Origin of the sequence: uncultured Aureimonas sp., assembly GCF_913775355.1 — a bacterium.
In the GTDB taxonomy this organism is placed as follows: Bacteria; Pseudomonadota; Alphaproteobacteria; order Rhizobiales; family Rhizobiaceae; genus Aureimonas.
On sequence record NZ_CAJYIU010000214.1, the window covers coordinates 1 to 14,201 of the forward strand.

Annotated in this window: 13 protein-coding genes; 7 read left to right on the forward strand and 6 right to left on the reverse strand. The window is 71.6% G+C overall.

The annotated features are described in order from the left end of the window. Nucleotides 1-236: DUF2945 domain-containing protein (locus QZ753_RS13175; RefSeq protein ID WP_294644241.1), on the forward strand; the 236-nt coding region annotated here is incomplete at its 5' end. A gap of 43 nt (nt 237-279) precedes the next feature. Here the strand turns inward: QZ753_RS13175 and QZ753_RS13180 are convergent. Next, the gene (locus QZ753_RS13180) at nt 280-2,121 is read right to left on the reverse strand and encodes a monovalent cation:proton antiporter-2 (CPA2) family protein (RefSeq protein WP_294644242.1); all 1,842 of its coding nucleotides are present in this window, start codon (nt 2,119-2,121) and stop codon (nt 280-282) included. A gap of 117 nt (nt 2,122-2,238) precedes the next feature. On the opposite strand from QZ753_RS13180, the gene QZ753_RS13185 reads away from it, so the two are divergent. The 6 genes from QZ753_RS13185 to lpxK are packed head-to-tail and all read left to right on the forward strand — an operon-like array spanning nt 2,239 to nt 7,843. After that, the gene (locus QZ753_RS13185; RefSeq protein WP_294644243.1) at nt 2,239-3,576 is read left to right on the forward strand and encodes a TldD/PmbA family protein; all 1,338 of its coding nucleotides are present in this window, start codon (nt 2,239-2,241) and stop codon (nt 3,574-3,576) included. A gap of 2 nt (nt 3,577-3,578) precedes the next feature. Continuing rightward, nucleotides 3,579-4,364, forward strand: a complete 786-nt coding sequence (locus QZ753_RS13190) for a 3'(2'),5'-bisphosphate nucleotidase CysQ (RefSeq protein ID WP_294644244.1) — start codon at nt 3,579-3,581, stop codon at nt 4,362-4,364. A 50-nt stretch (nt 4,365-4,414) separates the two neighbouring features. Continuing rightward, nucleotides 4,415-4,651 carry a DUF4170 domain-containing protein gene (locus tag QZ753_RS13195; RefSeq protein ID WP_055890567.1) on the forward strand — a complete coding sequence of 79 codons (237 nt, stop codon included), beginning with the start codon at nt 4,415-4,417 and terminating at the stop codon, nt 4,649-4,651. Nucleotides 4,652-4,671: 20 nt separating this feature from the next. Further along, the gene (locus QZ753_RS13200) at nt 4,672-5,442 is read left to right on the forward strand and encodes a lysophospholipid acyltransferase family protein (RefSeq protein WP_294644245.1); all 771 of its coding nucleotides are present in this window, start codon (nt 4,672-4,674) and stop codon (nt 5,440-5,442) included. Next, entirely contained in the window at nt 5,439-6,761 is a 1,323-nt protein-coding gene (locus QZ753_RS13205; RefSeq protein ID WP_294644246.1) for a 3-deoxy-D-manno-octulosonic acid transferase, read from the forward strand. Before QZ753_RS13200 ends, QZ753_RS13205 begins: the two co-directional genes overlap by 4 nt. Further along, nucleotides 6,758-7,843 carry a tetraacyldisaccharide 4'-kinase gene (lpxK, locus tag QZ753_RS13210; protein WP_294644247.1) on the forward strand — a complete coding sequence of 362 codons (1,086 nt, stop codon included), beginning with the start codon at nt 6,758-6,760 and terminating at the stop codon, nt 7,841-7,843. Before QZ753_RS13205 ends, lpxK begins: the two co-directional genes overlap by 4 nt. On the opposite strand, the gene QZ753_RS13215 is transcribed toward lpxK, so the two are convergent. The 5 genes from QZ753_RS13215 to QZ753_RS13235 all read right to left on the reverse strand — a co-directional run. Next, nucleotides 7,786-8,001, reverse strand: a complete 216-nt coding sequence (locus QZ753_RS13215) for a DUF2093 domain-containing protein (protein WP_294644248.1) — start codon at nt 7,999-8,001, stop codon at nt 7,786-7,788. The genes lpxK and QZ753_RS13215 overlap by 58 nt on opposite strands. Nucleotides 8,002-8,061: 60 nt before the next feature. Next, nucleotides 8,062-9,891, reverse strand: coding sequence for a DNA mismatch repair endonuclease MutL (mutL, locus tag QZ753_RS13220; protein WP_294644249.1), 1,830 nt, complete (start codon nt 9,889-9,891; stop codon nt 8,062-8,064). Nucleotides 9,892-9,922: 31 nt separating this feature from the next. After that, the gene (glgX, locus tag QZ753_RS13225) at nt 9,923-11,983 is read right to left on the reverse strand and encodes a glycogen debranching protein GlgX (protein WP_294644250.1); all 2,061 of its coding nucleotides are present in this window, start codon (nt 11,981-11,983) and stop codon (nt 9,923-9,925) included. 11 nt (nt 11,984-11,994) lie between these two features. Continuing rightward, nucleotides 11,995-12,567, reverse strand: a complete 573-nt coding sequence (locus QZ753_RS13230) for a DUF2585 domain-containing protein (RefSeq protein WP_294644251.1) — start codon at nt 12,565-12,567, stop codon at nt 11,995-11,997. A 14-nt stretch (nt 12,568-12,581) separates the two neighbouring features. After that, a partial coding sequence (locus QZ753_RS13235) for an alpha-D-glucose phosphate-specific phosphoglucomutase (RefSeq protein ID WP_294644252.1) occupies nt 12,582-14,201 on the reverse strand: 1,620 nt, incomplete at its 5' end.

Here is a 14,201-nt window from a genome sequence, read left to right on the forward strand (position 1 = left end):
GAGAGCTTGCGATGAGCACGGTTTCCAAGGGTGACACGGTCGAGTGGTCCTACGGCAAGGGCAAGGCCGAGGGGAAGGTCGAGGCGCGCTTCACCAAGAAGGTGACGAAGACGATCAAGGGCAAGGAGATTACGCGCAACGCGTCGAAGGAGGAGCCCGCCGTTCTGGTGAAGGCCAAGACCGGCTCGAAGGCGCTGAAGAGCGAGAGCGAGGTGCATAAGAAGAAGGCGCACTGAGCCGCGCGCTCGACGCCGCGGCGATGACCGAATCGGCCGGCCGTCAGGTCGGCCGGTTCTTGCCCGAACCGGCGAGGTGCGCGGGCACCGCGCCCCGCGGCTGGCGCACCCGCACGCCGTCGCCGCTTTTCGGCTTTGTGAGCGGCTCGGGCGAGACCCGGCCACGGCCGAGCACCGTCGAACCGGTTCCGGCCGTGCGGGCCTGCTGGAGGGCGAGGCGCTCGGCGTCGCGCCGTCGCACGTCCTCGACGATGCGGCCGGCCTCCTCGCGATCGAGCCCCAATGCTTCCAGCGTCTTGCCGCCGAAGCGCAGCGCCGATTCCAGGGTCTCGCGCAGTTCGAACGTCACCCCCCGCTCGCGCAGCGAGAGCGAGTGGTTGCGGTCGTAGGAGCGCGCGAAGATCGCGACGTTCGGGAACTCCGAATGGATGAGGTCGACGATCGCGTTGGTGGTCTCCGGCTTGTTGGTGCAGACGGCGACGATCTTGACCTGCCGGATGCCCGCCGCCTCCAGCACCGAGCGCCGCAGCCCCGAGCCGAAATAGATGCGGAAGCCGAAGCGGCCGGCAGCGCGGATGCGCTCGGCCGAGCTATCGATGATCGTCATCTCCAGCCCGCTCGACAGCATGACCTGGGCGGCCATCTGGCCGAAGCGCGAGAAGCCGATCATCAGGACGTCGGACTGCTCGGCGCCGGAGAAATCCTCCACCATCTCGTCGGCGCGCTCCTCGTCCGGCACGAGGCGGCGCGCCAGCCGGTCGGCGAGCGGCGTCAGCGCCATGGAGAGCGTGACGATGGAGACGAGGATCGATCCGGTCGCCCCGTCGAGGATCGCCGAGGCGGTCGCGGCCGAGAACAGGACGAAGGCGAACTCGCCGCCCTGCGGCAGGACCAGCGATGTGCGCAGCGCCACGGCATGGCTCTCGCCGAACAGGCGGCAGAGCGGATAGAGGATCGCGGCCTTCGCCGCCATCAGCGCGGGGGCGCCCAGAAGCACGATCCAGGCGTAGTCGGCGATCACCGTCAGGTCGAGCGTCAGGCCGACGGCGATGAAGAACAGGCCGAGCAGCAGGCCGCGGAACGGGTCGATATTGGCCTCGAGCTCGTGGCGATAGGAGGACTCGGCCAGAAGCACGCCCGCGATGAAGGCGCCCATCGCCATCGAGAAGCCGGCAAGGCCCATCAGGAGCGCCGAGGCCAGCACCACGAAGAGCGCGGCCGCGATCATCACCTCGCGCGCGCCGGAGTTCGCCAGCACCCGGAACAGGGGATTGATGAGATAGCGGCCGACCACGACGAGCGCCACCAGCGCGCCCACCGAGCGCGCCATCGCCCACGGGTCGAAGGCGGCGGTGCTGTCGATGCCGGGCGCCAGCACCGGCAGGATGGCCAGCAGCGGCACGATCGCGAGATCCTGGAACAGGAGGATCGAGAACGAGGTCTGGCCGAAGCGCAGGTTGATCTCGCCGGACTCTTCCAGAAGCTGCAGCGCGAAGGCGGTGGACGACAGGGCGAGGCCGAAGCCGATGACGACCGCCGCGTTCCAGCCGGGCAGGATGAACGACAGGCCGGCCGTCAGGATGCCGCCCGTCACCACGACCTGCGCGAGGCCGAGCCCGAAGATCTGCCGCCGCAGCGCCCAGAGGCGCGAGAGCTTCAGTTCCAGCCCGATGATGAAGAGGAGGAACACGACGCCGAGTTCGCCGATGTGCAGGATCTCGTCCTGCCCGTGCTGCACGAGGCGCAGGATCGGCCCCATGACGATGCCGGCGAAGAGATAGCCGAGGATGGTGCCGAGCCCGATCCGCTTGAACAGCGTGCCGGCCACGATCCCGCCGCCGAGGATCAGGAGGATCTCGAGAAACAGCGGTGCGGTCTCTGCCATGGCCGGCTCCGGGGGATGACCGGCGCGGGCGCGCCGGGCGCGGCGGCTTGACGACGGCTTGAAGGCAGCCAATGGCATAATAGATGGTGCGGATGCAAAAGGTTCGGCGGTTTCCCCATGAATGACGACATCGGACGGCTCGAAGACCTCGGGGCGCGCCTGATCGGGGCCGCCAAACGGGCCGGCGCGGATGCGGCCGATGCCGCCGTTGTGCGCTCGCGCTCGCAGGGCGCGCAGGTCCGCATGGGCAAGCTGGAAGAGCTGGAATCCTCGGAAAGCGACGACCTCTCGCTGCGCGTCTTCGTCGGCGGGCGGGTCGCGACCGTCTCGGCCGACCTTCGCGCCGACATGGACCGGCTCGCGGAGCGCGCCGTCGCCATGGCGCGCGTCTCGCCGGAAGACCCCTATGCGGGCCTCGCCGACCCGGCGTTGCTTGCCTCCGACCGGCCCGACCTCGACCTCTTCGACCCGACCGAGATCTCGAGCGAGGCGCTGATCGAGACCGCGCGCGAGATGGAGGCGGCCGCGCTCGGCGTGCCGGGCGTCACGAAGTCGGGCAGCGCCTTGGCGAGCTACGGCGTCACCGGGCTCGTCCTCGTGACCTCCACCGGCTTTTCCGGCTCGCGCCAGCGCTCCGGCTTCTCGCGCTCGGTCAGCGCGGTGGCGGGCGAGGGCACCGGCATGGAGCGGGACTACGACTTCGATTCGCGCATCCACGCCGCCGACCTCGAGGATGCCGCCGCGATCGGCCAGCGCGCCGGCGAGCGGGCGGTGCGCCGGGTGAACCCGCAGAAGGTCGCGACCGGCCGCTATCCGATCGTGCTCGATCCGCGCGTCTCGCGCGGGCTGATCGGAAGCCTCCTCGGCGCGATCAACGGCGCGGCGATCGCGCGCGGCACGAGCTTCCTGAAGAACCGCATGGGCGAGCGCGTGCTGCCGGCCGGCCTCGACCTCGTGGACGAGCCGCGCCTTCAGCGCCGCGCCGGTTCCCGTCCGTTCGACGGCGAGGGTGTCGCGGGCGAGCGCCTCGCCCTCGTCGAGGACGGCGTGCTACGTCACTGGATCCTCGACAGCGCTACGGCGCGCGAGCTGAAGCTTCGGACCAACGGCCGCGCCTCGCGCTCGTCCTCGGGCGTCTCGCCCTCCTCGACCAACGTCACGCTGACGCCGGGCGTCCGGTCCCCGGAGGCCCTCGTCGCCGACACGCATTCGGGCATCTACGTCACCGAGATGATCGGCTCCGGCGCCAATCTCGTGACCGGCGACTATTCGCGCGGCGCTTCGGGCTTTCTGATCGAGAACGGCCGTCTGGCCGGTCCCGTGTCGGAGTTCACGGTCGCCGGCAACCTCCTCGACATGCTCGCCGCCATCGAGCCGGCCGACGATCGCGACGAGCGCTTCTCGGTGGTCGTGCCGACGCTGCGGATCGGCGAGATGACGGTGGCGGGACGCTGAGCGTGGCGGACGCCCTCGCCGATCTCGACCTCCTGCGCGAGGTCGCGGCGGAAGCCGGGCGGATCGCCGCGCGGTTCTGGCGCCGCGACCCCCGCGTCTGGTGGAAAGGGCAGTCGCCGGTGTCCGAGGCTGACCTCGCGGTCGACGAATATCTCAGTTCCGCGCTCCTCTCCGCCCGGCCGGGCTACGGCTGGATCTCGGAGGAGACCGCCGCACGCCCCTCGGACGGCGGCGAGGAGCGCTTCTTCGTGGTGGACCCGATCGACGGCACGCGGGCCTTCCTGCGCGGCGAGCCGACCTGGTGCGTTTCGATCGCGGTGGTGTCGGGCGGCCGACCGGTGGCGGGGGTCCTCGACGCGCCCTCGCTCGGTGAGGTCTTCACCGCGTCCGCCGGCGGCGCGGCCGAACTGAACGGCGCGCCGGTCGCCGTGCAGTCGCCGCGCCAACCTAACGAGACGCTGCGCCTCGCGATGCCCGAGCCGATGCGCCGGCAGATCGCGGGCCGCACGCAGGCGCCGGTCGACTACGCGCCCAATATCCCCTCCCTGGCGCTGCGGCTTGCCATGGTCGCCTGCGGCCGCCTCGACGGGACGCTCGTCGGCGCGCGCGCCAACGACTGGGACATCGCCGCCGCCGACCTGATCCTCGAGCGGGCCGGCGGGATCCTGGCGGGGCTGGACACCGGGCCCCACCTTTACAATCCCGTCCCCAGAAGGCATGGCGTTCTGGTCGCCGGCGCGCCGGACATCGTGGAGCGCCTTCGCGCCTACGCCGCTCTCGCGGCCTGACGAAACTCCCGGCGGCGCCCCGGCCCGCCCGCAACATCGGATCCCGTTTCATGGTCAGCGAAGCCGAGCCCCGCCAGCGCCTCCATCTCGTGTTCGGCGGCGAGCTTTCCTCCCTCCAGGGCGTCGATTTCCGCGACCTGTCGGCGCTCGACGTCGTCGGCATCTTCCCCGACTACGCCTCGGCGCTCGCCGCCTGGCGCGGCAAGGCGCAGGCCACCGTCGACAACGCCTCGATGCGCTACTTCATCGTCCATCTTCACCGTCTCCTCGACCCCGAGACGGTCTGACGGACCGGGCGCCGTCGCGCGTGGACGAGATCGCGGGTTCGGGCGGCGGCAAGGCGCCGCGCAAGCGTTGGCGCGTGCGCCTGCAGCGCCGCTCGAAGGCCTGGCTGCGCTCGCGCACGGCGGTCGGCCTCGGCGCCGGCGTCATCCACGGCGCTCTGCGCTTCATCCGCCTCGCCCAGCGCACCGCGCCGGGCTCCAGCGACTTTCGCGCCATCCTCACCCGCCATCATCCCGCCATCGTCGGCCTATGGCATGGGCAGCATCTCCTGGCTCCCTTCTTCCGGCCGATCGAACTCCCCTATGTCGCCCTCCTGTCGCGCAGCGCCGACGCCGAGATGAACGCCGCCGTGGTGGAGCGCTTCGGAATACGCACGGTGCGCGGGTCCGGCGGCCGCGTCCGCGAGGCCGTGCGCGAGAAGGGCGGGGCGCGGGCGTTGATCCAGCTGCGTCGCAGCCTCGGCGAGGGATTCGGCGTCTGCATGATCGCCGATGTGCCGAAGGGCACGCCGCGCGAGGCGGGCCTCGGCATCGTCACGCTCGCCAAGCTGTCGGGCCGCCCGATCATCCCGAGCGCGGCGGTCACCAGCCGGCGTCATGTCGTCAAGCGCAGCTGGGACCGGACGACGCTGCCCTTGCCGTTCGGGCGCATCGCCGTCGTGATGGGCGACCCGATCACCGTGCCGCCCGATGCGGGGCCGGAGGAGATGGAGCGCCTGCGCGCCGCCATCACGCGCGCCATCGAGGCCGCCAACGAGAAGGCCCTCGCTCTGGCCGACGGAGACCGGCCATGAGCGACTTCTGGGCCCGACGGGCGCTCGGCGCCTACCGTGTCGCCGGCTCGCTCGCCTATCCGGTGATTGGCCCCTACGTCGCCTGGCGGGCGTCGAAGGGCAAGGAGGAGCGTCCGCGCCGGCGCGAGCGCTACGGCTTCCCGTCCGAGATCCGCCCGCACGACCGGCCGCTGGTCTGGGTCCACGCGGCGAGCGTCGGCGAGAGCCTGGCCATCATGCCGCTCGCCCAGACGCTGGCCGGCGAGGGTATCGGCGTCCTCGTCACCACCGGCACGGTGACCTCGGCCAACATGATCGCCGAGCGGCTGGTGCCCGGCATGATCCATCAATACGTGCCGCTCGACCTTCGCCCCTGCGTCGCGCGGTTCCTCGATCACTGGCAGCCCGATCTCGCGCTGGTCGCCGAGAGCGAGATCTGGCCGGTGACGCTCGGCGAGCTCGCGCGCCGGCGCGTGCCTCAGGTGCTCGTCAACGCCCGCCTGTCGGATCGCTCGTTCCAGCGCTGGCGCGCGGCGCCGCGCCTCGCCGAATCCATCATGGAAAGCTTCGCGCTGGTGGCCGCGCAGTCCGAGGTCGATGCCGAGCGCTATCATCTCTTGGGTGCGCGCGCGGTGACGACGGTCGGCAACCTCAAGGCCGACATCGCCGCCCCGCCGGTGAACCGCGAGGACCTCGACGAGGCGCGCCGCATGATCGGCCTGCGGCCCGTCTGGGCCGCCGTCTCGACCCACGAGGGCGAAGAGGCGATGGCCGCCGACATCCATCTGCGCCTGCGCGAGGACCGGCCGCGCCTTCTCACCGTGATCGTGCCGCGCCATGTCGAGCGCGCCGAGGCGGTGTTCCGGATGCTGACGGCGCGCGGCCTCAGCGTCGCGCGCTGGAGCCGGGGCGAGTTGCCCGATCCGACGGCCGACGTGCTGCTCGGCGACACGATCGGCGACATGGGCTTCTATCTCCGCCTCACCGACATCGCCTTCATCGGCAAGTCGATCCATTCCGAGGGCGGCCAGAACCCGCTCGAGGCCGCCCGCCTCAACACCGCGATCCTGTCGGGGCGGCTGGTGCAGAACTTCCGCGACATCTACGGTCGGCTGATCGAGCGCGGCGGCGCACGCATCGTGCCGGACGCGCCCGCCCTGCAGGCGGCGGTGGCCGAACTCTTCGCCCATCCCGAGACGCGGCGCGCCATGGCGAGCGCCGCTCATCAGAGCGTCGAGGAGATGGGCGGGGCGCTGCGCCGGACGCTCGGCGCCCTCGACCCCTATCTCCTGCCGCTGCGTCTTGCCGTCTCGATGGACCGCGGGGGAGACCGGCGTTGATCTCTTGGCGCGCGCCCCGCTTCTGGTTCGAGCCGTTCGGCTGGCAGGCCGCGCTTCTCGAGCCTGCCGCCTTCGTCTACGGGCGCGTGGCCGCGCGCCGGATGGCGGAGGCGCCGCGCCGACAGGCCGCAGCGCCCGTGATCTGCATCGGCAACTTCACGCTGGGCGGCGGCGGCAAGACGCCGACGGCGATGGCGCTCGCGGAGGCCGCGCGAGCGCTCGGGCGGACGCCCGGCTTCCTGACGCGCGGCCACGGCGGCGCGGCGCGCCTGCCGCTCCTCGTCGAGCCCGACCGCCACGGCGCGGCGCTCGTCGGCGACGAGGCCCTGCTTCTGGCCGAGCGCGCGCCGACCGCAGCCTCGCCCGACCGCGCGGCCGGCGCGCTTCTCCTGCGCCATGCCGGCTGCGACCTCTTCCTGATGGACGACGGCTTCCAGAGCGCCCAGCTTCAGCCGGACCTGGCGCTTCTCGTGGTCGACGGGGCGACCGGCCTCGGCAACGGGCGCACCTTTCCCGCCGGCCCCTTGCGTGCGCCGCTGGGCGCCCAATGGCCGCACGCCGACGCGATTCTCGTGATCGGCGCGGGCGAGCCCGGCGACGCCGTGGCGCGCCGTGCGGCCGCCGACGGCAAGCCGGTCCATCGCGCTCGCCTTGCGACGGTCGACGCAGCAGGGCTCCGCGGCGCGCGCTGCCTCGCCTTTGCCGGCATCGCCAACCCCGGTAAGTTCCATGCCTCGCTGGAGGAGGTGGGGGCCGAGGTCGAGACGCGGCGCGATTTTCCCGACCACCATCCCTTTACGGAAGCCGAGGCGCACGCGATCCTGTCGGACGCCGAGGCCAAGGGCCTAGTGCCGGTGACGACGGCCAAGGACCATGTCCGGCTCCTGGCCGGCGGCCCGCAGGCGCGCTTGCTTGGCGAGGCCGCGCGGGTTCTGCGTGTCGCGCTGCGTTTCGAGGATCCCGCCGCGCCCGAGACGATCCTTCGGGCTGCCGAGGCGGCGTTCCGCGCGCGTCCGCCCGCCGTTCAGCCGCCGGCCGCCGCGCCCGTCTCGGCCTTGAGCGAGGCCGCGGCGTCGGCATAGGGCTCCTGGCGCTCGACGCTCCAGTATTTCAGAAGGTCCAGCGCGATCGCCTCGCCGGTCACCGCGCAGCGCACGAAGGCGCCGGGGCGGATCACCTCGAAGTCGCCGTCTCCGTAGCGCAGCTTCGCTTCGCCGCCGCCGTCCATTCGGTTCATCATGGGATAGGTCTTCTTCCGGAAAGCTGTTGTGGCGTTGTTCGGGCCAAACGGGCGTCCGTGTCAACGCCGCCCGAACAGGCGTTCGATGTCGGCAAGCTTCAGCTCGATGAAGGTCGGGCGCCCGTGGTTGCAGGTCGCGGACGCCGGCACCGCCTCCATGCGGCGCAGGAGCGCGTTCATCTCCGAGGCCTGCAGGCGGCGCCCGGCGCGCACCGACCCGTGGCAGGCCATGGTGGCGGCGACATGGTCGACGCGCGAGCCGAGCCCGGAGCCCGACCCCGCCTCCGTCAGTTCGTCGGCGATCTCGCGCACCAGCGCCGACGCATCCACCTCGCCGAGGATCGCCGGCGTCTCGCGCACCATCACGGCGCCCGGCCCGAAGCGCTCGAGATGGAGGCCGAAGCGCTGCAGCACCGCCTCCTCCGCCACGAGACGCTCGACCTCGGCTTCGGTGAGGTCGACCACCTCCGGGATCAGGAGCATCTGCGAGGGCAGGGCCTTGGCGTGCATCGCCTCCTTCAGCGCCTCGTAGACGAGGCGCTCGTGGGCGGCGTGCTGATCGATAAGGACGAGGCTGTCCTCGGTCTCGGCGACGATGAAGGCGCGGCCGATCTGGGCGCGCGCGGCGCCGAGCGGAAACTCGGCCCGGATCGGGGCGGGGGCCGCCTCCTCGAACCGGTCGGTGCGGGCGGAGGGCTGGAAGCCGGCGAAATTGGCCGGGCGGTCGTCCAGCGGGCGCGAGGGGGAACGGGCGGGATCGTAGGGCGCGGCGGGCCGCTCGGAAAAGCTGTAAGTGGGCCGTGGGGCATGGGCGGCCTCCGTGGGAGCCGTCGCCGGCTCGCCCATGCCGCCGGCGCGAAAGCGGGCCATCAGCCCGTCCGCGCCCTCCGTCGAGCCGCGAAGCGACAGGCGCGCGAGTTCCGACCGGATCGCGCCGACGACCAGCCCGCGCACGAGGCCGGGATCGCGGAAGCGCACGTCGGCCTTGGCTGGATGGACGTTGACGTCGACGTCGCGCGGGTCGACCTGCAGGAAGAGGACGCAGACCGGATGCCGGTCGCGCGGCATGACGTCGGCATAGGCGCCGCGGATCGCCGACAGGATCAGCCGGTCGCGCACCGGACGCCCGTTGACATAGACATACTGGTGCTGCGCCGTGCCGCGATGAAAGCTCGGCAGGCCGGCATGGCCGGCAAGGAACACGCCCTCGCGCGCCGCGTCGAGCGAGAAGGCGTTGTCGGAAAAGCTCTCGCCGACGATCTCGCCGATCCGCTGGAGCGCCGCCGCCTCGTCGACCGCCGGCAGCACGACGGGGCTGCGGTCCTCGCCGGTCAGCTCGAAGCGCACGGCCGGGAAGGCGATGGCGATGCGCCGGACGACCTCGGTGATCGCAGCCGATTCCGCGCGGTCGCTTTTCAGGAACTTGAGACGGGCGGGCACGGCGTGGAAGAGGTCGCGCACCTCGATCACCGTGCCGGCCGACAGGGCGGCGGGGCGCGGCCCCTCCTGCCGCCCGCCGTGGACGAGGATCTCGTGCGCGCCGGCCGCGCCGCGCGCCCGCGAGCGGAGCGAGAGCCGCGCCACCGAGCCGATCGAGGGCAGCGCCTCGCCGCGAAAGCCGAGCGTCTCGATCCCCTGAAGCCCGCCGTCCATCTTGGAGGTGCAGTGGCGCCGGACGGCGAGCGGCAGCTCGGCCTCCGGAATGCCGCAGCCGTCGTCGGTGATGCGGATGAGGCTCTTGCCGCCCCCCGCCGTCACGATCTCGATGCGGCGCGCACCGGCGTCGAGGGCGTTCTCGACGAGCTCCTTCACGACGCTCGCCGGCCGCTCCACCACCTCGCCGGCGGCGATCTGGTCGATCAGGGTCTCGGTGAGCTGGCGGATCGGCATGCGGCGGCCTTCGGGATGCGGGGCGTCTGCGTCACATAGGCTCCGCGCCGCGCCGGAGCAAACCGCCTTGCGTCCAGGCTTCCACGACGATCACGACGGAGCGCGGGGCGACGACGAGGTCGCACCCCTCTTCCAGCGCACGCTCCGGCTCGTTCGGCCGGTCGGAGGCGAGCACGAGGCGGTGGGTGCGGCCGGGCGGGGGAGGGGGCAGGCGCAGGCGAAGCGCGTCCCGGCCCGCATGGAGGCAGACCAGCGCCGCCGAGCCCTCGACGGCCAGCCGGGCGCCGAGCCAGGGCCGCTCGCCGTCCTGCCACTCGCCGGGCGCCATCGCCGCGCCGTCCACACCGAGCCAGGTGACGTCGGGAGCGCCATCCAGTTCGGCTCCGGTCAGGAAGGCCGGGGAGCGGAGCGCCGGCGTGTCCGCCCGCAGCCGGGCAAGGCGCGCGGTGAAGGCGACGAGCCCCTCGTCCGCCACTGTCCAGTCGACCCAGACCGTCTCGTTGTCCTGCGCATAGGCGTTGTTGTTGCCGCCCTGGCTTCGGCCCATCTCGTCGCCCGCGACGATCATCGGGTTGCCGCGCGAGACGAAGAGCGTGGCAAGAAGCGCGCGGATGTCGCGCCGCCGCGCCTCGAGGATCGCGGGGTCGGCGCTCGCCCCTTCCGCGCCGTTGTTCCAGGAATGGTTCTCGTTGTGGCCGTCGCGGTTTCCCTCGCCATTGGCCTCGTTGTGCTTGTCCTCGTAGGCGACGACGTCGGCGAGCGTGAACCCGTCATGGGCGGCGACGAAGTTGACGCCGGTGGCGGCATCGCGGCCGGGCCCGGCGAAGAGGTCGGGCGAGCCCGACAGACGCGTGGCGAGCGCCGACAGGAGCCCGCTGTCGCCGCGCCAGAAGCGCCTGACGTCGTCGCGGAATCGGTCCTGCCATTCGAGGAAGGGCGCCGGGAACCGGCCGACCTGATAGCCGCCGGGACCGATGTCCCAGGGCTCCATGACATGGAGCCGGTCCTTCAGTACCGGATCGCCGGCGAGCCGCCGGAGGAACGGCGCGTCGGGCGAAAAGCCCCCGGGGCCGCGTCCGAGAATGGTGCCGAGATCGTAGCGGAACCCATCGATGCCGCCGAACTCGACCCAGGCCCGCAGCGCGTCGATCCCAAGCTGCATCACGGGCTCGCGCCAGAAGGCGAAGGTGTTGCCGGTGCCCGTGTCGTTGACGAGCCGGTCGGGCTCGGCGGGATCGGCGGCGTAGTAGGTGGCGTTGTCGAGGCCGCGACAGCTGAGCGTCGGCCCGACGTGGTCGCTTTCGCCGGAATGGTTCAGCACCATGTCGAGAAGGACGCGGATGCCGCGGCCATGCAGCGCCTCCGTCACCCGTCGCACCTCCGCCCAGCCGCCGGGCACGAGGCGCGGGTCGGGCGCCATCTGGCAGACGGGATTGTAGCCCCAGGCGTTGGAGAGGCCGAGATGGACGAGATGGCGCTCGTCGATCGCGGCCGTGAGCGGCATCAGTTCCACCGTCTCGACGCCGAGGCGCTCGAGATGGTCGAGGACGGCGGGCTCGGCGAGCGCGCCGAGCGTGCCGCGCAAGGGAGCCGGCACGCCCTCGTGGCGCTGCGTATAGGCGCGCACCAGAAGCTCGTAGGTGAAGCCGGGCGCCCGGGACGGCAGCACCAAAGCACCAGCGTCGGGGCGACAGACCACCGCGCGCGGCACGAGGGCGGCGGTGTCGAGCTGCCGCTCCACCGGCGCGCCGAGCGCCGCATGGTAGACGAAGGGCCGGTCGAGCCGGAGGGCATAGGGGTCGACGAGGAGCTTGGCCGGATCGAAGCGATGACCCATTGCAAGGTCGAAGGGCCCGTGGGCGCGAAGGCCGTAGAGCGCACCCTCCGCCAGCCCCGGCAGGAAGCCGAAATGGACGTCGCCTGCGCGTCCCGGCAGCGCGAGGCGCTCGCGCTCGTTGATGCCGGCCGGATCGAAGAGGCAAAGCTCGATCCGGGTCGCGTGGGCGGAGAAGACGGCGACGTGGACGCCGTCCGCCTCGACGCTCGCGCCGAGCCGCCGGGGAGCGCCCCGTTCCGCCGTGATCATCGTCATCCCGTCCGTCCCTACAAGGCGCCCTGCCAGTCGCGCACCGCCTTGAGAGGATAGAGAAGCATCAGGACGTTCAAGGTGAGGTTATCGCGGATCAGCCAGGCGGTGAGGAGTTCGAAGCCGACAGCGATCGCGATCGTGGCCCAGACCGGCAGGCGCGAGGCAAGAAGGAAGCCTGCGATCATGAAGCCGATGTCGGCCACCGAATTCACTACGCTGTCGCCGAAATAGTCGAGTGCGATCGTCGCCTCGCGGTAGCGGTTGATCACGGCGTCGGTGTTCTCGGCGATCTCCCAGGCGGCCTCGATCACGGTCGCCACCGCAAGGCGCGAGCCGAGCGACCAGCGCCGCATCAGGAGATGCGTCAGCCCATAGAACAGGAAGCCGTGGATGAGGTGGGACGGTGAGTACCAGTCCGAGAGGTGCTGCGAGTTCTCCGAACTCGCCACCGCGCCGTGCCAGAGCTTGACGGTGCCGCACTGGCAGATCGGCACGCGGCCCATGGCAAGGAGGAGCGCGGCGGTCGCGGCCACGATCAGGGCGACGAGACAGACGGCGCGCGGCGAGGTGCGCCGCGCGCGGTTCACAGATGCGGATGCGCTCAGGTGCGAACGTCCGGTTCGGCGCGGCCCGTGCGGGCCTTGATCTCGCCGATCGCGTCCGCCGTCTCGACGAGCTCCTTCAAGGCCTCCTCGACGGGCAGGTCGTGGCGCGAGGCGTCGGGCTCGAAGCGTTCGAGATAGACGCGCAAGGTCGCCCCGACGGTGCCGGTGCCCGACAGGCGGAAGACGATGCGCGAGCCGCCCGAAAACACGATGCGCACGCCCTGGCCGGTGGAGACCGAGCCGTCGATCGGGTCCTTGTAGGAGAAATCATCGGCCTCGGAGACGACGAGCGTGCCGAAGCGCTGGCCGGCCATCGAGGCGAGGCGGCCGCGAAGCGAATTCATCAGTTCCTCGGCGGCCGCCTTGTCGACCTCCTCGTAGTCGTGGCGCTGGTAGTAGTTGCGGCCGAACTCGGCCCAGTGCGCCTTGACGATCTCGGCGACCGACTGGCCCCGCTCGGCGAGGATGTTGAGCCACAGGAGCACCGCCCAGAGCCCGTCCTTCTCGCGCACGTGGTCCGAGCCGGTGCCGGCGCTCTCCTCGCCGCAGATCGTCACCTTGCCGGCGTCCAGCAGATTGCCGAAGAACTTCCAGCCGGTCGGCGTCTCGTAGATGCCGATGCCGCGGGCCTTGGCCACGCGGTCGGCCGCGCCGCTCGTCGGCATCGAGCGGGCGATGCCCGCGATGCCCTTGGCGTAGCCCGGCGCCAGATGGGCGTTGGCGGCGAGAACGGCGAGCGAATCGGAGGGCGTGACGACGATGCCGCGCCCGAGGATCATGTTGCGGTCGCCATCGCCGTCCGAGGCCGCGCCGAAGTCGGGCGCCGTCGGGCCCATCATCAGGTCGACCAGCGGGGCCGCCCAGACGACGTTGGGATCGGGATGGCCGCCCCCGAAGTCCTCCGACGGCACGCCGTTCAGCACCGTGCCTTCGGGCGCGCCGAGACGCGTCTCCAGAATTTCCTTGGCGTAAGGGCCCGTGACGGCGTGCATCGCGTCGAAGCGCAGCGTCAGGCCGCCCTGGATCGCCTGCCGGATCTTGCCGAAGTCGAAGAGCGTCTCCATCAGCGCCGCGTAGTCGGCGACGGGATCGACGATCTCGACCTCCATGTCGCCGAGGCGGCTGGTGCCGATCACCGAGAGGTCCGGCGCTTCGCCGTCCCAGATGCGGTAGTCCTCGATCTCGCGCGTGCGGCGGTAGATCGCGTCGGTGACGCCTTCGGGCGCCGGGCCGCCGTTGGCGATGTTGTACTTGATGCCGAAGTCGCCGTCCGGGCCGCCGGGATTGTGCGAGGCCGAGAGGACGATGCCGCCCGCCGCCTTGCGCTGGCGGATGAGGTTGGAGGCGGCGGGCGTCGACAGGAGCCCGTTCTGCCCGACGATCACCTTGGCGACGCCATTGGCCGCCGCCATGCGGATCGCCTTGCGGATCACGGTGGCGTTGAGATAGCGCCCGTCGCCGCCGATCACGACCGCCGAACCCGCCGGGCGCTCCGTCGCGTCGAAGATTGCCTGCAGGAAGTTCTCGGCGTAGTTCTCTCGCGCGAAATGCGGGACCTTCTTGCGCAGGCCCGACGTGCCGGGCTTCTGGTCGTCGAAGGGCTTGGTCGCGACGGT

What these genes read in the sequence shown, in the direction of transcription:
- QZ753_RS13195 (WP_055890567.1), top strand. Translation starts at nt 4,415, where the DNA reads ATGGTCAGCGAAGCCGAGCCCCGCCAGCGCCTCCATCTCGTGTTCGGC.
- QZ753_RS13185 (WP_294644243.1), top strand. Translation starts at nt 2,239, where the DNA reads ATGAATGACGACATCGGACGGCTCGAAGACCTCGGGGCGCGCCTGATC.
- glgX (WP_294644250.1), bottom strand. Translation starts at nt 11,983, where the DNA reads ATGACGATGATCACGGCGGAACGGGGCGCTCCCCGGCGGCTCGGCGCG.
- mutL (WP_294644249.1), bottom strand. Translation starts at nt 9,891, where the DNA reads ATGCCGATCCGCCAGCTCACCGAGACCCTGATCGACCAGATCGCCGCC.
- QZ753_RS13205 (WP_294644246.1), top strand. Translation starts at nt 5,439, where the DNA reads ATGAGCGACTTCTGGGCCCGACGGGCGCTCGGCGCCTACCGTGTCGCC.
- QZ753_RS13215 (WP_294644248.1), bottom strand. Translation starts at nt 8,001, where the DNA reads ATGATGAACCGAATGGACGGCGGCGGCGAAGCGAAGCTGCGCTACGGA.
- QZ753_RS13180 (WP_294644242.1), bottom strand. Translation starts at nt 2,121, where the DNA reads ATGGCAGAGACCGCACCGCTGTTTCTCGAGATCCTCCTGATCCTCGGC.